This is a genomic window from Pseudomonas rhodesiae (genome assembly GCF_013285305.1).
Taxonomy (GTDB): domain Bacteria; phylum Pseudomonadota; class Gammaproteobacteria; order Pseudomonadales; family Pseudomonadaceae; genus Aquipseudomonas; species Aquipseudomonas rhodesiae.
Map to the genome: position 1 here is coordinate 2272350 of NZ_CP054205.1, position 17015 is coordinate 2289364.

The 17015-nt window shown below is 62.8% G+C and carries 15 protein-coding genes; 6 read left to right on the top strand and 9 right to left on the bottom strand.

What is annotated here, in order from left to right; all coding sequences use genetic code 11:
- Positions 1-402 (bottom strand): GFA family protein, encoded by a 402-nt coding sequence (locus HRH33_RS10435; RefSeq protein WP_167417991.1) that lies wholly within the window; start codon positions 400-402, stop codon positions 1-3.
- Between the two features lie 97 nt (positions 403-499).
- Here HRH33_RS10435 and HRH33_RS10440 point away from each other — a divergent pair, with 97 nt between their 5' ends.
- The 6 genes from HRH33_RS10440 (at position 500) to HRH33_RS10465 (ending at position 6257) form a co-directional block, all read left to right on the top strand.
- A complete protein-coding gene (locus HRH33_RS10440; protein WP_094066381.1) occupies positions 500-952 on the top strand; it encodes an SRPBCC family protein in 453 nt (150 codons plus the stop codon).
- Positions 953-1000: 48 nt separating this feature from the next.
- Complete coding sequence (locus HRH33_RS10445) at positions 1001-2077, top strand: M4 family metallopeptidase (RefSeq protein ID WP_094066380.1); 1077 nt, start codon at positions 1001-1003, stop codon at positions 2075-2077.
- Positions 2052-2366, top strand: a complete 315-nt coding sequence (locus HRH33_RS10450; protein WP_034096802.1) for a protealysin inhibitor emfourin — start codon at positions 2052-2054, stop codon at positions 2364-2366. The genes HRH33_RS10445 and HRH33_RS10450 overlap by 26 nt, the downstream gene beginning before the upstream one ends.
- Positions 2367-2454: 88 nt before the next feature.
- Positions 2455-4812 carry a DNA polymerase II gene (locus tag HRH33_RS10455; protein ID WP_167417990.1) on the top strand — a complete coding sequence of 786 codons (2358 nt, stop codon included), beginning with the start codon at positions 2455-2457 and terminating at the stop codon, positions 4810-4812.
- 66 nt (positions 4813-4878) lie between these two features.
- The gene (locus tag HRH33_RS10460; protein WP_167417998.1) at positions 4879-5511 is read left to right on the top strand and encodes a glutathione S-transferase family protein; all 633 of its coding nucleotides are present in this window, start codon (positions 4879-4881) and stop codon (positions 5509-5511) included.
- A gap of 164 nt (positions 5512-5675) precedes the next feature.
- Positions 5676-6257 (top strand): DUF4174 domain-containing protein, encoded by a 582-nt coding sequence (locus tag HRH33_RS10465; RefSeq protein WP_034137672.1) that lies wholly within the window; start codon positions 5676-5678, stop codon positions 6255-6257.
- Positions 6258-6290: 33 nt separating this feature from the next.
- Here the strand turns inward: HRH33_RS10465 and HRH33_RS10470 are convergent, their stop codons facing one another.
- The 8 genes from HRH33_RS10470 to HRH33_RS10505 are packed head-to-tail and all read right to left on the bottom strand — an operon-like array spanning position 6291 to position 17014.
- Entirely contained in the window at positions 6291-7325 is a 1035-nt protein-coding gene (locus tag HRH33_RS10470; protein WP_167417989.1) for an acyltransferase family protein, read from the bottom strand.
- A 30-nt stretch (positions 7326-7355) separates the two neighbouring features.
- A complete protein-coding gene (locus tag HRH33_RS10475) occupies positions 7356-8765 on the bottom strand; it encodes a lipid II flippase MurJ (protein WP_167417988.1) in 1410 nt (469 codons plus the stop codon).
- The gene (locus HRH33_RS10480; RefSeq protein WP_167417997.1) at positions 8765-10192 is read right to left on the bottom strand and encodes an O-antigen ligase family protein; all 1428 of its coding nucleotides are present in this window, start codon (positions 10190-10192) and stop codon (positions 8765-8767) included. Before HRH33_RS10480 ends, HRH33_RS10475 begins: the two co-directional genes overlap by 1 nt.
- A gap of 2 nt (positions 10193-10194) precedes the next feature.
- Positions 10195-11298 carry a glycosyltransferase family 4 protein gene (locus tag HRH33_RS10485; protein WP_167417987.1) on the bottom strand — a complete coding sequence of 368 codons (1104 nt, stop codon included), beginning with the start codon at positions 11296-11298 and terminating at the stop codon, positions 10195-10197.
- Positions 11289-12506, bottom strand: coding sequence for a glycosyltransferase family 4 protein (locus tag HRH33_RS10490; protein ID WP_167417986.1), 1218 nt, complete (start codon positions 12504-12506; stop codon positions 11289-11291). The genes HRH33_RS10485 and HRH33_RS10490 overlap by 10 nt, the downstream gene beginning before the upstream one ends.
- Before the next feature lie 8 nt (positions 12507-12514).
- On the bottom strand, positions 12515-13843 hold the full coding sequence (locus HRH33_RS10495) for a GH39 family glycosyl hydrolase (RefSeq protein WP_167417985.1): 1329 nt from the start codon (positions 13841-13843) through the stop codon (positions 12515-12517).
- Positions 13833-15023 carry a glycosyltransferase gene (locus HRH33_RS10500; protein WP_167417984.1) on the bottom strand — a complete coding sequence of 397 codons (1191 nt, stop codon included), beginning with the start codon at positions 15021-15023 and terminating at the stop codon, positions 13833-13835. Before HRH33_RS10500 ends, HRH33_RS10495 begins: the two co-directional genes overlap by 11 nt.
- Positions 15023-17014, bottom strand: coding sequence for a GumC family protein (locus HRH33_RS10505; RefSeq protein WP_167417983.1), 1992 nt, complete (start codon positions 17012-17014; stop codon positions 15023-15025). The genes HRH33_RS10500 and HRH33_RS10505 overlap by 1 nt, the downstream gene beginning before the upstream one ends.
- Position 17015: the final 1 nt, after the last annotated feature.

Sequence of the window (17015 nt, forward strand, 5' to 3'; positions counted from 1 at the left end):
TCATGGTTTCCATTCATTCCAGCTCTCTACGCCCTCGTAGACCAGCCATGGTTTAGCCTGGGCGGTCCAGATGTGCGAGGTTGGCCGGACGCCGGGATCATCGTCCAGCGTCGCCACTCGCACAATGACATGGGGCTGGTGTTCTCGCTCTGCGATCAAATGAGAGCCGCAGCGTGAGCAGAAATGCCTGAGCTTGCCCGGCGAAGACTCGAAGGAGACCAGCAGTTCTTCCCCTTGCATCCAGCGAAAGTGCTCACGCATCACCCCGGCGGTGGTGACAAACGGTGCCGCATGCACCTTGCGGCAGCTGTCGCAGTGGCAGTGGCTGACAGGCATGTCCAGGCGGCAAACTTGATAGCGCACCGCTTTACAAAAGCAACTTCCGTTGAGTGGGTCAGTCATAAGGTAGGGTCAGGTCATGGACGGGTCATCATCATTGCTTACAACTCCAGGTTGCGCATTGTTTGATGTCACCTACGGTCAATGGAGGAGGTGACTTATGCACGTATTAGATCGCATCGAGCGAAAAATCCTGCTCAACGCTTCACGTAAAAAAGTCTGGGACGCGCTGACAGATGCCGAGCAATTCGGCCAATGGTTTGGCATTGCTCTCAAGGGCAAGGCCTTTGTCGAGGGGGAGACCGTTGAGGCGCCGATCACTTACCCCGGTTATGAGCATGTGATCTGGAAGGCCAGGATCGAACGCATACTGCCCCAGACCCTGTTCTCGTTCCGTTGGCATCCATTCGCGGTCGACGACACGATCGACTATGACAAGGAAAACCCGACCCTGGTGGAGTTCACTATCGAGGACCATGCGCCCGGTATTCTGCTGCGGGTGGTTGAGTCAGGTTTCAACGAAATTCCCGATGCCCGTCGCCAGAAGGCGTTCAAGATGAATTCCCGAGGCTGGGACGAGCAAATGGGCAACATCGAGAATTTCCTCAAATGATGCCCACTGTGTATTTACTATCGGAAACTGTCTGACAAGGAGAGTGCCATGTCTGGCCAACGTCATTACCTCGGATTCATGCCGCCCTACATTCTCAATCGCCTGATTGATCATGGCTCGGAATGGCAGCGTTCGCGCGCATTGAAAACCCTGACGCACGTCCGTCAGTTTTTGCCCGCGACCGCTCGCCAGTCCCAAGCGTCCGTGGCCGAGGCCCATCAGCCCGGTCAACTGCAGCGCAATATTTACGATGCTCAACACTTGACCGTGCTGCCGGGCGCGCTGGTTCGGGTCGAAGGTCAGCGTGCCAGCGGCGATGTCGCCGTAGATGAGGCGTACGATGCCTTGGGTGCCACCCATGACTTTTTCTGGCAGGTCTATGGTCGAGACTCTATCGACAACCGGGGCTTTGCGTTGGCCGGCACCGTGCACTACGGAGAGGGCTATGAGAATGCGTTCTGGAATGGTGCGCAAATGGTGTTTGGCGACGGCGATGGCGAGGTGTTCCAGCGGTTTACGCGCTCGCTCGACGTGGTGGCGCACGAACTCACCCACGGTGTCATCGAAAGCGAAGCGGGCCTGGTCTATCGCAATCAATCCGGTGCACTCAACGAGTCGATTTCCGATGTGTTCGGTGTGCTTACGCGTCAGTACGTCCTGAAGCAAACTGCAGAGCAGGCCGACTGGCTGATCGGCGCCGACCTGCTGACCGACAAGGTCAAAGGTAAAGGCCTGCGCTCGATGTCCCACCCTGGCACCGCCTATGATGATCCTGTGCTCGGCAAAGACCCGCAGCCTGCGCACATGGACGATTTCATCAATACCCAAGACGACAATGGCGGTGTGCACCTCAACTCCGGTATTCCCAATCGCGCGTTCTACCTGGTCGCCATAGCACTTGGCGGTTCGGCCTGGGAGCGGGCTGGCCAAATCTGGTATGACACCCTCTGCGACAAAAACTTGGACAACGACGCTAACTTTCAGGCCTTTGCTACTCTGACCGTACAACATGCCCACCAACGTTTCGGCACTGAAGCGGCTGATGCTGTGCGTAAAGCCTGGGAGGAGGTTGGCGTCGGTCTAGCAGGAGAATCACCCAATGAAAGAACTTCCGGCCTTGGGTAACGACGCCACCGTGCGCCTGTCCCGTCAGGGCGGCCAGGTGACCACCATGACCCGGCCGCGTGAAATCGAATTTGCTCAGTGCAATGTCGACGAGCGTGAGCAAATCTGCAATGTGCTGAACCGTTGCCTGCCGCAAACGTCGACGGACGTAGGCCGGGGCGATCAGCGCTTCTATCAGATTGAAGTTCGCTATCGCTCGGACAATCGTGATGATCAACTGCGTTTTACGGTACCGGAAGACCAGGCCTCGGAAGAGCTGAAGCGTTTATGGGACAAAGGCCAGGTGTAATACCCGTTCTGCGTGAGTATTACTTTTCGCCCTGAAGCTCGCGCCGCGTAGAATCACCGGCTCAAAGCGATTTCTGAGGTGCGGTACGGTGGATTTACAGCAGGGTTTTGTCCTGACCCGGCATTGGCGCGATACCCCGGCGGGCACGGAGGTCAGCTTCTGGCTGGCCACCGACCAGGGGCCACGGTATATCCGTCTACCTGTGCAGACCTCCGTGGTGTTTATCCCTGAAGCCCATCGCAAGCCGTTGGATTGGCTGCTCAAGGGGGAACGCGATGTCGAGTTGCGCCCGCTGCAGCTGTGTGACTTCCATCACCGCCCCGTCCTCGGTCTGTATACCCGCCAGCATCGCCAGTTGATGGACCTGGAAAAACGCTTGCGTGCCGCGGGCGTTGATGTGTACGAGGGCGACGTACGGCCTCCTGAGCGCTACATGATGGAGCGTTTTATCACTGCGCCCGTGTGGTTCGGTGGTACGCCGCAGGCCACGGGCGTGCTGTCGGACGCCCAGATGAAACCCGCGCCGGACTACCGCCCGCCGCTCAGGCTGGTGTCCCTGGATATCGAGACCACCGCCCAGGGCGACCTGTATTCCATTGCCCTGGAAGGCTGCGGCGAGCGCCAGGTGTATATGCTCGGGCCGCCCAACAGCAGCGGCGCCGTGGACTTCAAGCTCGACTATTGCGACAGCCGCGCTCAGTTGCTCGAACGTCTCAATGCGTGGCTGGCCACTCATGACCCCGACGCCATCATCGGCTGGAACGTGGTGCAGTTCGACCTGCGGGTGCTCCATGAGCACGCCCAGCGCCTCAATGTGCCCTTGCTGCTCGGGCGCGGTGAAGAGGCCATGAGCTGGCGTGAGCATGGCAGTCGCAATCATTACTTCGCGGCAGCGCCGGGGCGTTTGATCATCGACGGCATCGAAGCGCTGCGCTCGGCGACTTGGAGTTTCGAATCCTTCAGTCTGGAACACGTTGCGCAGACCTTGCTGGGCGAAGGCAAGGATATTTCTACGCCGTACCAGCGCATGGACGAAATCAACCGCATGTTCGCCGAGGACAAGCCCGCTCTGGCGCGCTACAACCTCAAGGACTGCGAGCTGGTCACGCGGATTTTCGAGAAGACCGAACTGCTCAAGTTCCTGCTGGAGCGCGCCAGTGTCACCGGGCTACCGGCTGACCGCAGCGGCGGCTCCGTCGCCGCGTTTACCCACCTCTACATGCCGCTGATGCACCGCGCAGGCTTCGTCGCGCCGAACCTGGGCGATAAGCCGCCCCAGGCCAGCCCTGGCGGTTTCGTCATGGACTCACGCCCCGGTCTCTACGAGTCGGTGCTGGTGCTGGATTACAAAAGCCTGTACCCGTCGATCATTCGCAGTTTCCTGATCGACCCCGTGGGCCTGATCGAAGGCCTCAAACACCCCGATGACCGCGAATCGGTGGAAGGTTTTCGCGGTGCTCGGTTTTCCCGCACGCGCCATTGTCTGCCGTCGATTGTCGCGCGCGTGGCCGAAGGGCGTGAAGCGGCCAAGCGCGAACACAACGCACCGCTGTCCCAGGCCCTGAAAATCATCATGAACGCCTTCTACGGCGTGCTCGGCTCCAGCGGCTGTCGGTTCTTCGACACGCGTCTGGCCTCCTCGATCACCCTGCGCGGTCACCAGATCATGCGCCAGACCCGCCAATTGGTTGAGGCCCAGGGCTATGAGGTGATCTACGGCGACACCGACTCCACCTTCGTGTGGCTCGGCCGTGCGCATTCCCAGGAGGATGCCAGCCGCATCGGCCAGGCGCTGGTCACGCATGTCAACGATTGGTGGCGCGAGCACCTGAGCACCGAGTTCGGTTTGCAGAGCGCCCTGGAGTTGCAATACGAAACCCACTTCACGCGCTTTCTGATGCCTACCATTCGCGGCGCGGAGGAGGGCAGCAAGAAGCGCTACGCCGGCCTGGTCGTGCGCAGCGATGGTCAAGAAGAGATGATCTACAAGGGCCTTGAAACCGTGCGCAGTGACTGGTCGCCCCTGGCGCGACAGTTCCAGCAAGAGCTTTACCGCCTCATCTTTGACCGCAAGCCGCACCAAGCGTACATCCGCGATTATGTGCGTCGAACCTTGAGCGGCGAACTCGACGAGTTGCTGGTCTACCGTAAACGCCTGCGCCGTCGCCTGGACGATTACGAACGCAACGTCCCGCCCCATGTGCGAGCGGCGCGTTTGGCAGACGATTACAACGACCGCCTGGGTAGGCCGCGCCAGTACCAGCGTGGCGGCTGGATCAGCTATGTGATCAGCGTCAACGGGCCTGAACCGCTGGAAGTGCGCCAGGCGCCGATTGACTACGATCACTATGTCACCCGCCAATTGCAGCCGGTGGCCGACGCGATTCTGCCATTCGTAAATGATGATTTCAGCACGTTGGTCGGCGGGCAGATGGGGCTGTTCTAAAACACTTGCGATGCACGGTCGGGCGTGTGCACGCTTGGGGCTCATCGCCATTAAGGAGAGGCCATGATGTATACGCTCTACGGCACCGACGAATCCGGCTCATGCATGATCGAAATCGCCTTGCAGCGTTGTGCAGTACCGTGGCGTCGGGTGGACGCCAGCTCCTGGCACGACGGCGAAGGCAGCGAGGCCCTGGCGCGTATCAACCCGCTTAAACAGATCCCGACGCTGGTGATGCCCGATGGTCAGGTACTGACGGAGAGCGCCGCCATCCTGATTCACCTCGGCCTGGCATTCCCCGACGCGCACCTGCTGAGCGGCGACCGCGTGCAGATCATCCGGGGCCTGGTTTATATCGCGGCCAATTGCTACTCGGCGATCGGCATCATCGATTACCCGCAGCGCTGGTTGGGCGAGGCGCCGGAGGCGGTGCAAGCGCAACTGGTCTGTGGCACACGCCGTTATCTGCATCAAGCCTGGGTGGTATTCGCCGAACAGTTTGCCGAGCAGTTGTTTGCCGACAACGGTGAGCCCAATGCTCTGGGCATCATGGCGGCGGCGGTGTCGCGCTGGGACGCGGCGCGGGAGGCGTTGAGCGCCGTGGCGCCAGGCTTTGCGCACACCCTGGCGCGTGTGGATGCCGACCCTGGCGTGGCGCCCGTGTTCGCCCGGCATTGGCCGCAATGGACGGTGTCGTGATGATTCTGCAATCAGGCGAAACAATCCCTGCGGCCCCACTCAACCCCTTGCGTCACGGGAGTCCTGACCTACTCTTTCTCAAAGTGCCGTAGGAATCATCCTTGAATTTGACTGTCGCAGACATGAAACTCAAGAACCCTGCATGAAATTCAAAGGAGGTGCGCATGCTCATCCGGTCGCTGACCCTGGCTACCTTGATGGCGTTTACGGGGCCGCTGTTGGCGGCTGAGGATATCAACCCGCTCAAGCAGGATTTGGGCAAGGCCCGGCCGCTGGTGGTGGTGGAGCTTGATTCCGGCAACGATACGTTGGCCAAACTCAAGAAAGAGCTGGACGAGCCGGCCATCAAGCAGTCCTTTGAAGAACGCAGCATGGTGTTCTACACCGTCAAGTTCGGCAGTATCGGAGCTGAAGGTGAGAAGTTCGCCAAAGACCCGAAAGACAACAAGAAACTCACCCCGCCGGAAACCAACGCATTGATCCGCGCCCTCAAGCTCGGTGCCGGCAGCGGCACCAAAGTGATTCTGGTGGGCAAGGACGGTGAGAAGAAGCTCGAAAAGACCGTGCCGCCGGACACCCTCGACCTCAAGGAATTCTTCAGCACCATCGATCAGATGCCCATGGCGGAAAAAGAAGCCGCGGCGGCTCCTGAGCCCCAACCTGCGGCGCCTGCCCCGGCTCCGGCCAAGGGCGCCAAGCCTGCTAAACCCGGTAGCAAACCCGCGGTGCAACCATTGGATGATTGATGTCGGCAGGAGCGAGCGTGCTCGCTCCAACCGCTATGGCCGCTGTTTGCGCAGCGGAAACGGAAAATAGAAGAACCGCAGGAACGCCACGCGCTTGATCACCTCCCCGATCAACAACGGCGCGATCACCGCCACCCCAAACCCGATACACGCCGCGACGAATTCATGCAGCCCCATGCGCACCAGCAGGTCGACCGTCTTGTGCTGGATCTCGCCATGGAAGATCAGCAGGATCAATGTGGACTGACCGATGTAGGTCATCGCCCGCGTGAGCAGGGGCGACACCATGATCACCTTCGCCAATGCCCAGCACAGGTACACGCCGATCAGCGCCAGCAGGCTGGTCCACAGCCAGTGGTCGTAGCGACGTTGCGCCAGGTCCATGGTGGCGTGGCTGTAGAGGAACACCGCGGCGAACAGCACCACCGACACCAGCAGCGTCAGCCATGAGCCGGCGTGGGTACGCAGCCAGTCGCGCAACAGGTAGCCATACACGAAACAGGCGCTGCTGATCAGCGTGATGTCGAGGCTGAAGGGCAAGCCGGGCAGCACCCACGTGTGCTCGCCGAGCGTCACCGGCAGTTGCCAGAACCACGGCAGCATCCAGATGCCCAGCAGCAGCGGTAAGATCATCGCCGCGCAACTCACCGCCAGCGGTAAACGTTGAATCAGCCGCAGCAGCACCCAACTGAACAGAATCGCCACCCAGAAGTGCGGCAAAAACCACAGCGCCTGCCACGGGATTGTGTCCACCGTGGCATACAGCACGCCGCCGATATCCGGCAGTAACGGTTGGCCGCGCAGCACATCGCGCACGATCACATACACCAGCATGGTAAAGAAAAACGGTTTGAGCAGACCATCGGCCTTGCGCAGCGCCATCTCCACAAACGGCTGTTCCGGCTTGAAAAGCACCCCGGACAGAAAGAAAAACAATGGCAGCACAAACGACGCCAGGATCGGATACAGCAGATCGGGCGAGGTGGCGACGAACCAACTGTGGGCATACACGATCACCAGGATGCCGATGCCTTTGGCGATGTCCATTTGAATCCAGCGATGTTTCACCTCAATGCTCCCATTCGATCAAGCCCAATCTCACGCTTTACGCCACGGCTTGAGCCACAGTCCCATGCCCATCAACACCACGGCGCCGGCCAGTGTGCTTAGCCCCAACTGCAGCCACACGCCCTGCACCGGGAACAGCACCAGGGCCCCCAGGCCCAGTGCCAATGCGCTGAGCAGCCAGTGGCGCATCCACGGTACGGCGCCGAGCAAGCCCTGGCGCTGCATCAGCAGCAGCGCGGTGCAGATCACCCCGGCCAGTGCGGCCAAGGGGATGCCCGCCAGGCCAAACACGAAGGGCAGGGCGCCCAGCAACAGCACATTGACCAGGCTGCCCAGCAGCTCGCAGCGCAGCGGCTGGCGTGTGTCGCCAGCGGCGTAGGCGTAGCGCGCGAGCAAGGCGTTCCAGGCGCCGAACACTAGCGGCACGGCAAACCAAGCCAGCAGCAGCGGCAGTGGCGAATCCATCGTGTGCTTGGGCAGCAGCAGCGTCACCAGGCTCGGCGCAGCGGCCACCAGGCCGACGCCGGCGGGCAGGGTCAGCACGCTGGCGGTCTCAAGGCCGCGCTTGAGCAAGGCCAGGCGCTCATCGCCCTGACGCCGGCTCATCATGCCCAGCAGCACCTGGTTGAGGCTCATCAGTGCAATCAGCGGCAGGTTCATCAGCTTGCGCGCCAGGTTCACCCAGGTCACCGCGCCTTCCCCCAGCAGCGATGCCACCAGGCGTTCGATCAAGGCCAGGCCCTGGCTGGCACCGTTGCTCAGCAACAGCGGGCCGATGCGCTGGCCCAGTTCGCGTAAAGGCGCAAGCCTCAGTTGCCAGCGCCATGGGCGCCAGCCCTGACGCCAAATCGATGGCAACAACGCCAGCGGCATCAACAGGCTGCCGACCAGGCACGCCAAGGCCAACGACTGCGGCTGCGTGGCGCTGCCCGCGAGAGCGAGGTACGCCACCGGCGGCAGGTTGAACAGCAACGACCCCAGGCCCGCCAGCACAAAGCGTTCGTGGGCTTGCAACGGGATACTGAACAAGGCGTGCAGCAGCAACCCCGGCACGCACCAGGCAACGATCTGCAAATTATTGCCGGCCAGGACGGCGGCACTGGCGGCCAGCCCCGGCCCCAGTATTTGCACCAGCCCCGGCGCCAACAGCGTCAGCAGCAGACTGGTCAGTAGTGCAATCAGCAGCAAGGCCGGAAACAACACCGCCAGCCAATCCGCCCGCTCAGCATCCTTGCGCGCCAGGAACAGTGGCAGGGCGGCGGCACTCAGCACGCCCCCGGCCAGGGACATGCGCAGCGCTTCGGGCAGGAACAACGCGATCAGGAACGCATCGCTACGTTCGCCGGCGCCCCACGCCGCCACCAGCAGCCATTCGCGCGCAAACCCCAGGCACAAGCCCAAGAGGGTCGCCACGGTCAGCCATGCGGCGGAGCCGAGCATCAGGAGTGGGCGCCATCAAGCAGCGGCTTGCCGTAAGCCACACGCTTGACCTGCGGCACGCGCGCCGGAAACAGCCGCCGCGCCTCCAGCACATTGATCCCCACCATCAGCCAGAACAGCGCCACCATCACCACCGCAAAACTGAAGTAGTGATCGAACAAGCCGCTGACCAGCGCCGCCAGGATCCCGGCCGTGCTGCCCAGCCACAGGGCATTGTCCTTGGTCAGGCGGATCGGGCCTTTATCCGGGCGCGCTTCACGCCACCAGCGCACGGTCACCGCGACGAACAGCAGCATGCCCACCAGACCGATCTTGTAGATGTAATTGAGCCACAGGTTGGAGATCCCCAGCAGGTGCGAACCGGGCACCGGTGGGTCGGCCTTGAACCCGATACCCAGGGGATACGCCGCCACCGCCTGCGGGAACATGCGGTACTCGTCGAAGCGCACCTCCGTACTGGCATTGCTCGACGAAAAGATGGTTGCCAGGCGATCCTGCAACGGCGGATAGGCCAGCACCAGCGCTACTGTCAGCGCGGCGCCGATCATCAGCAGGCGCCCGGTGTACGGCACTCGCCGCGTGGCCATCCAGATCAAAACCAACGCCAGGCTGACCATCGCCCCACGGCTGCTGGCCAGCAGCAGCGCCGCCGCGCCGAGGCACGCCACGCCCAGGCCGAGGGCGCGTTTCCAGCCTTGTTCGGTCATGCCGAAGCAGAATGCCAGCGGCAACAGCAAGGCCATGATCCCGCCGATGGCATTCGGGTGGGTCCAGGGCGAACCCATACGCGACGACATGGCTTCCAGCCCGAACTTGAGCATGTCGAAGTTGGCGTAGTTGAACATCGCCAGGATCGGCGCAATGCCGGCACCGGAGCGGGTGCGCACGAACACGGCGATGGACAGTAGCAACATCGCCAGGGTGCCCAGCAGCAGTGCGATCACCAGGGCTTCGCGGTGTTTGCGCTGCACCAGCAGTTTGGCGGCGAGAAATACCGCCGACAGGTTTAGCAACCAGCGCAGCCAATTGGCTACGCCACTGGTGTCGGCCTGGATGGTGACCTGGCCGACGATAAACGGAAACACGCTGAACAGCATCAGCCACAGCAGCATCTGGTCGGTCGGCCGCGACGCCAGGCTCGGCGTGGCGGGCAGGCGCGCCAGCAAGCTGTGCCACAGGATCGCGCCCCAGGTCAGGGCCAGGATCGCTTCGCTGACCGTACTGCGGATGCCCAGATTGACGGTGGAGTACGGCATGAACGTCGCCAGCCCCGCAAACAGCAGCAAGCCCCATAACGGGAAGCGCAAAATGGTCACCATGCCCGCGAGGCCAATCACCGCCAGGAATGCCTTGGCCGGTGACAGCAACAAGGCCAGGGCACCAAACAGCAGGCCGAAAAGGATCGCGACGAGGCTTGCCAGATTCACTCTCACTTCAGTTCCTCAATCAGGTCGGCCAAGCGCTGGCGATAGGCCTGGTGATTGAAGCGCTCGGCCCACAGGCGGCGTTGCTCCGCTGAATCCTCAGCGGGCCGTTGGCTCAGGCTGAGCATCAACTGCACCAGCGCCGGGCCGTCGGAGGGGGAGAAACGCGGTGCGGTCGGCGGCGTTATTTCATCCAGCGAGGTACCGTTGGCCACCGCCACCGGCGTGCCGACGCTCAGCGCTTCGATCACCGGCAGGCCGAAGCCCTCGGCGTATGAGGGTTGCCATAGGCGTAAGGCGTGGCGGTACAGCGCATGCAGCTCGCCATCCGACACGCCGCTCAAGGCCCTAATGCCGGGCAGGCTACGCTGGGCCTCGGGCAAATGATCGAGGCTGCCCACCAGCACCAGTTCCGGCACTGCGGGTGATTGGCGTCGCGCCTGCTGCCATGCGTCCACCAAAAATGGCACGTTTTTGCGCAGCTCGCGGGTGCCCACCAGCAACCAATAGCGCGCGGGCAACTGGCGCGCCGTGAGGTCGGCGGCCAGCGCGGAAAACCCGTCGACCTGATTGGGCAGCACGCGGATCTTGCCCGTAGCCTTGGGAAACAGCCGCGCGGTTTCGTCGGCGCTGTACTGCGAGGGGGTCCACACCCGATCGGCGCTATGCACCGCATAGGTGATCGACAGGCGATCGCTGGTCTTGTAGATCAGCGCCTTGAGGCGGTTGGCGTGGTAGTTCTGCAGGGTGATCTGGAACAGGTCATGCAGCAGCACCACGGTACGCAAACCCGGTGGTTTGGGCGGCAGCGGCAGGCCCATATTGAACGTGCTGATATACAGGTCGATGTGCTGCTCGCGTAGCGCCCTCGGCAGAAAACCGGCTTCGAAGCGCAGGCGATTGTGTGGCTGGTGCATGGCGGTTTTTGCGCAGCCCCAGGCCGGGCAGTGGGCCTGCAAGCGCGCTTCGTCGCCCAGGGGCGCCACGGTGAACCGTTCGAGTTCGAGGCCCGGCAGGCTGTACAGTGCGCTTTCCAGCGCATACACCTGGCGGCTGATGCCCGATTGCGGCGATGTGCCAACGGTGCGGTAATCCAGGCCTATACGCATGCGGGTGCCTCGTGCGGGTGCGGCAACAGCGTGGCATAGACACGCTCCAGCTGGCTGGCGGCAACGCTCCAATCATGGGCGCGGCGCACATAGGCGCGGCCGGCGTCGCCCATCGCGGTGGCGGCCTCCGGGTGCTGCAGCAGGCGCACCACCGCATCCGCCAGGCCGGTCGCGCTTTGCCCGCCGAGGTAGTCCAGACCTTCCACCAAATCCAGCCCCGACACACCTTGCTCGGTGCTCGCCAAGGGCAGGCCGGCGGCCAGGGCTTCGAGTACCTTGAGCTTAGAACCGCCACCGTGGCGCAGCGGCGCGAGGAACACCGAACAGCTTGATTGCAGGTGCAGCAGGTCCGGCACAAAGCCTTGCCATTCGATGCGCGAGTCCGGCCAGCGCGCGCGCCAACTGCCAGGCATGCCGAAGCCGCACACGCTCATGCGCGCCTCGGGGCAACGCTCCCAGACCTTGGGCAGAATCTCGTCCAGCGCCCACTCGATGGCATCCACATTCGGCGCGTATTCGTAGTTGCCCAGGAACAACACGCGCTGGGTCGAAGGGTCGGGATGGGCGCCAGCAAAGTGACCGCAGTCCACACCATTGACCACTACCGCCACCGGTTTGCCGGCGATGCCTTCCAGCACCTGGGCATCGCTGGGGGTAACGGCCACCACTTGGGCGGCCTGGCGCATCACCCGCTGCTCCCAACGCTGATAGCGCCATTGGTCGTAGCGGATGAAGGGCAGCGACCAGCGCGGCAGACGGTCGTAGGTCGCGGCGCCGAGGGCCGATTCCACATTGTGTTCGGTCAGCACAAAAGGCTGGGACAGTCGAGCCAACGTCTGCTCGTAGGGCTCAAAGGTATAGGAATGCTCGATCTGCACCACGTCCCACGGCTCTTTCAGCAATTGCTCGAAGCGCTTTTGCAGCGGCCCCGACAAGCCGTTGACGCTGGCCAGCAACGGGTAGGGCGCGAACAATCCGGCCACCAAGGTCTTGAGGCTGCGCAGCGGGCGGCGCGGCAGAATGATCACCTGTTCGAGAAACGTCTCCAGCATTTGGCGGTCGGCGGGCGCCACCGGGTGTTTGTCGTGCAGCAGCAAGGTGATCCGATGCCCGCGCGCGGCCAGGCTGCGCAGCAGGTGGAACTGGCGCGTCTTGCCGCCGCTGGTGGCGGGCCAGGGCGAGTAGGGCAGGATCCATAAAATGCGCATGGCCGTTTCTAGTCCCATAACAGAATTTGCAGGTTCGGTTTGACCGCTACGGTCAGCCCTTGTGTGCCGCTGACCGGGGTTTGCGTGCCGCGCAATGGGTCATACAGGGTGGCGCGGGCCAAACCGGGCAAGTGCGCGTTACCGCCCTTGGCCGACCAGAAGAACCATAGCTTGCGCCCGTCCGCGCGGGTCCAGCTGATGCTGAACAGGCCGTCGGGCAGGCGGTCGGCGTTGGGCGGGTCGGCGGGAGTGAGCGTGGGCCCGCTGACGTCGAGGAAGTTTTTCAGCGCGGTGTAGACCGGCTTGGGGTTGGCGTCGATGTCCAGCAAGCCGTAGGACTGATCGCGCACGCTGGCGCGTTGGTCGAGGTCGCTGAGGGTGAACAGGAAAATCCTGTCGTAGTCCAGCGCGCTCATCAGGGCCAGGCGCCGCACCACGTAATCGGCCTGAGTTTGCGCAGAGATAAGGTCCTGCGCGTCCTTGGGCCCTTTGTACGTCGACCAGCCCCACTCGGTACTCCACAAGGTCTGGACACCGCTGTTGCGCAGGGCCTGGTTGAGCTGGGTGGTCTTGGCGACAAAGTCCAGGTTGGCCGGGTCGTTGCCTTCGGGCAACTGGGTGTACGGGTGGTACGAAATGACCGTGTTCAGGCTGGCCACGCCCAGCGCGCCGAGGGCGTCGAGCATGGACTGGCCGTTGGGCATCTCGCCGAAGAACGCCATGCCGGCGGCCACCACCGGTTTGCTCGGGTTGACCGTGCGCAGCGCCGTGGCGGTGATCGTCAGCAGCCTGGCATACCCGGCCGGGTCGGCCACCGGGCGCCAGAAGCCCAGCAGGTTCGGCTCGTTCCACACTTGCCAGGCGTTAACGCTGGGGTAGCGCTGGGACAGCAACAGCATGCGGTTGGCGAATACGTTCGGGTCTTTGGGCGGGTACTGGTCCTGATAGGACGCGCCGACCGGTGCGGTGGTTGCGAAGGGCGCGGACCCGACCAGATAGAACACCGACTTGAGTTGGTTGTCTTGCAGCTTCTGCACCAACTGATCCAGGGTCGCCACCCGGTATTGACCCTCGACGGGCTCCAGTTGGTCCCAGTGCAAGTCCAGGCGCACCCACTCCAGCCCAAGCGCCTTGAGACGGTCGATCTGTTTCTGATAACGCTCGGGGCTGAACCATAGGAACTGCGCGTTCACCCCGAGAAAATCCTTCCACACCACCGGCTTGCCGGCCTTGAGCACATGGCTTTCGGCATCCGCCGGACGGCCCCAGAAAAACGCCGTCAGGCTCAAGGCTGCAACGACGGCCAGGCTGGCGAGGTACGTGCGTTTACGCGCCATGGCGGGCTCCTGCGATGGCTTGACCGAACAGTTCGACGAATTTTTCCGCAGTCAGAGGCCACAAACGCTGGCGTCCGATTTCTCCGGCGCTTTCGGCCCAGTCCCGGGCCAGCAGCGGTTGACGCGCCAGCCTCAGAAGCTGCTCGCTCAGCGCGGCCACATCGCCCTCGGGATAGATCGCCCCGTTGCCGCTGGCCACTTCCTCGGCAAAGGCGCGGGCATCGGAAGTGATCGCGCCGCGCCCGCAAGCTGCGGCCCAGGACAGCGCACCGCTGGTGCCACGCTGGCGCCCCAACAGGCCGAGTTTTTTCGACTCGCGATAAGGCAACACCATTACATGGTGATCTTGGATGGTCTGAGCGATCTGCTCAGCCGGCAGGTTCAGTTGCCAGTCGACGGCATCGGCCAGGCCCAGTGCGACGATCTGAGCGTTGAGCTGTTCCAGGTAGTTGCCGCCCGCGCCGAAAGCCATCTCCGGCGCGGTGCCGCCGGCCAGTGTCAGGCGCACCCGTTCGCGCAACTGCGGGTCTTGTTTGAATACGTCCGCCAGCGCCTGAACCAGGTCTTCGATGCCCTTGCCGCGGTAGATAAACCCAAAGTACAGCAGGCGCAGGGGCTCCAGCGGCGGCAGCGCAACCGGGTCGATGGCCAGGTTGGCATGGTTGATCACCGCCACTTTGCCGGCGGGCAATTGCATGCGCTGGCTCAGGCACCCCGCGCCCAGGCGCGTAAGGGTAACCAGACGCGTCAGGCTTTGGGCCACCTGACGTTCTTCGCGCAGGGTCAAGGGATCGGCCAGCACCACGGCCGCCTGAGGCATCGGGCTGGGCAGGCGCTCCACCAGATTCAACGGAAATGGCAGACGCTCGCGTCGCCAGACCATGCGCTCCGGGTCGTGTACGGTGGCGGTCAGGGGCAATCGCGGGTAGGCCTTGCGCAGTTCACGCAAGGCCAGGAATTCCCCCAGGCGCCCGCCGCCCAGCTCGGCGTGGACCAGGTCCACGGTGTGCCAATCAAAGGCGCTGATGGCCGACCTGATTGCATCGCTGTTGCCCGCCACGCCCGCCAGCGGGGTCAGCACCGTCACGCCACGCGCTTGGAGTGCCGTGCGGAAATGGTTCGCGTAGTCGGCGATGCCATTTTTCTCCGGCGGCAGCGGCGCGAGCAGAGCGATACGCATCAGAACGCTCCCCGGTATTTGGCGATGGTCTTGAGTACTTTGGACGGCACTTCGAACTTGCGCCGGTTGATGATGATGCCGTCGACTTTGCCGAACGCAGTGTTGAGGATCGATAGCGCATGCTCGACCACCGGCACCGTGCTCTTCTGGGCTTCCACCACCAGTGCGATCAGGTCGGCGCGGCGCAGTGTGATGAACGCATCGCGGTTGTCCAGCAGGGCCGAGGCGTCCAGCAGCACCACTTCGCCCGGCGCCGCCGGCTCAGCGCCGCCGACCCGTACGTTGATGCCGTTTTCATCGAGTAGCTGGCGCAATTGTTCGACCACAAAGGTCACACCTTCGCCATGTCGCGCCGAGGTCAGGCCCAACGTCAGACCCCGTTCGGCGATGCGGTCCGGGCGCAACAGGCTGTAGAGCCGGTAGATGCTCGCATTGAACGCGTTGGTGCCTTGCGCGGTGCTGGTGTCCAGTTCCGGCAGGGTGGTCCACAGCGGCAGGCCGAACTTGCGTTCCACCAATCCACCGTCGTGGATGCGCTGATCCAGCAGGTAGCACAGGTACACCACCAACAGGCCGACAACGATGGCGAACGGAATCGCCAGCACCAGCATCACCAGGGTTTTGGGGAAGATCCGCCCGGGGTTGAGGGTGGCTTCTTCGATCACCGCGATATTGCTGATCTGGCTGTTGTCCAGCTCACGGTCGATGCGCGATTTCTCCAGGTTGTCGACGTACAGCGCGTAGTTACGCTCGGTGGCGCTTAGCTCCCGGGCCAGGCGGGTCAGCTCCGGCTCAATCTCCAGGGCTTGCTTGCGTTGGCTTTCAAGGTTGGCCAGTTGCTTCTGTTGCTGGGTCAGTTGGGTGCGCAGGGCGCGATTGTTGCTCGACTCGTCCAGCAGCACCCGCTGCAAGTGGATTTCCAGGGTGTTGGGCGCGCGGTTCTCGGAGCTTTGCACCGTGTCGCTCTCGCTGGCGACCTGGGCCTGCATGGCTTTGATCGACGCATCCAGGGCTTTGACCGGCGGCGCGTTGTCAGTGTAGGTGCGCATCATGTCAGCCTTTTCCAGCAGCTTCTGGTTGAGCAGGCGACGCAGGTCCTGCTGCTGCGGGTTGAGTGCGATCTGGCGCACCGTGGTGACTTCCTTGGGCTGGCTCTTGAGCTGGTTACGGGTGCTCTCGATGGCGCTGTCGGACGAGGCGATCAGACGTGTGGTGTTGAACACCTCGCCACGCAGCACATTGATGCGCTCGGACAAATCCTCCAGACGATCGGTGATGCTCGCCGCGCCGATTTGATTCAGGTGCGTAAGGATCTGCTGCTTGTAGCTCTTGATCTCGGTGGCGCTGTTGGACACCTGCCCCTCGTAGAAGGCATAGAGGCTTTTGCGCCCCAGGGCCTGGGTGCGTTCGCTGATATAGGTTTCGACCCAGTGCTTGACCACCTCCTGGGCAATCTGCGGATCGCCCCAGGTGAAGGTGATGTCCATCACCGTGGAGCCGGCGGCATGGCTGACGTCAAAGTTCTTTTCCAGGCTGGCGGCGAGGCGTTCCACCGGGGTGGTTTTTTCCACGATGCCAACGGTTTCCAGCACCACGCGCAGGCCGTCGAACACCGCGCCGATGGCGCTCTTGACGTAGTACTTGATGCGCTTCCAGGCGCCTTCCGGCGGCGGTGCGTTATTGATTACTTCCAGGTAGTGCTCGGCCACCGCGCGCACGATCGGCCGCCCGGTCAGCAGGCGCTCCTCGTCGACGATCGGGTCGCGCTGGGTGCTGGGCATGACCAGTGCCTGACGGTTGCTGATCTCGATCGGCAGTGTCGAGTCACGCCCCGGCTTGACCAGCAGGCGCGCGGTGGATTCGTACTTGGCCGGCAGCAGGAATGCCCCCAGCAAAATGATCAGCATCGCGGCAAGGGCCGCCAGTTTGAACTCGTGGCGGAAGATGAAGAACAGGCGCAGAAGATCGCGGAAAGAACGGATCTCGATCATG

What these genes read in the sequence shown, in the direction of transcription:
- HRH33_RS10465 (WP_034137672.1), top strand. Translation starts at nt 5,676, where the DNA reads ATGCTCATCCGGTCGCTGACCCTGGCTACCTTGATGGCGTTTACGGGG.
- HRH33_RS10490 (WP_167417986.1), bottom strand. Translation starts at nt 12,506, where the DNA reads ATGCGCATTTTATGGATCCTGCCCTACTCGCCCTGGCCCGCCACCAGC.
- HRH33_RS10440 (WP_094066381.1), top strand. Translation starts at nt 500, where the DNA reads ATGCACGTATTAGATCGCATCGAGCGAAAAATCCTGCTCAACGCTTCA.
- HRH33_RS10500 (WP_167417984.1), bottom strand. Translation starts at nt 15,023, where the DNA reads ATGCGTATCGCTCTGCTCGCGCCGCTGCCGCCGGAGAAAAATGGCATC.
- HRH33_RS10445 (WP_094066380.1), top strand. Translation starts at nt 1,001, where the DNA reads ATGTCTGGCCAACGTCATTACCTCGGATTCATGCCGCCCTACATTCTC.
- HRH33_RS10460 (WP_167417998.1), top strand. Translation starts at nt 4,879, where the DNA reads ATGTATACGCTCTACGGCACCGACGAATCCGGCTCATGCATGATCGAA.
- HRH33_RS10485 (WP_167417987.1), bottom strand. Translation starts at nt 11,298, where the DNA reads ATGCGTATAGGCCTGGATTACCGCACCGTTGGCACATCGCCGCAATCG.
- HRH33_RS10495 (WP_167417985.1), bottom strand. Translation starts at nt 13,843, where the DNA reads ATGGCGCGTAAACGCACGTACCTCGCCAGCCTGGCCGTCGTTGCAGCC.
- HRH33_RS10435 (WP_167417991.1), bottom strand. Translation starts at nt 402, where the DNA reads ATGACTGACCCACTCAACGGAAGTTGCTTTTGTAAAGCGGTGCGCTAT.
- HRH33_RS10475 (WP_167417988.1), bottom strand. Translation starts at nt 8,765, where the DNA reads ATGCTCGGCTCCGCCGCATGGCTGACCGTGGCGACCCTCTTGGGCTTG.
- HRH33_RS10450 (WP_034096802.1), top strand. Translation starts at nt 2,052, where the DNA reads ATGAAAGAACTTCCGGCCTTGGGTAACGACGCCACCGTGCGCCTGTCC.
- HRH33_RS10505 (WP_167417983.1), bottom strand. Translation starts at nt 17,014, where the DNA reads ATGATCGAGATCCGTTCTTTCCGCGATCTTCTGCGCCTGTTCTTCATC.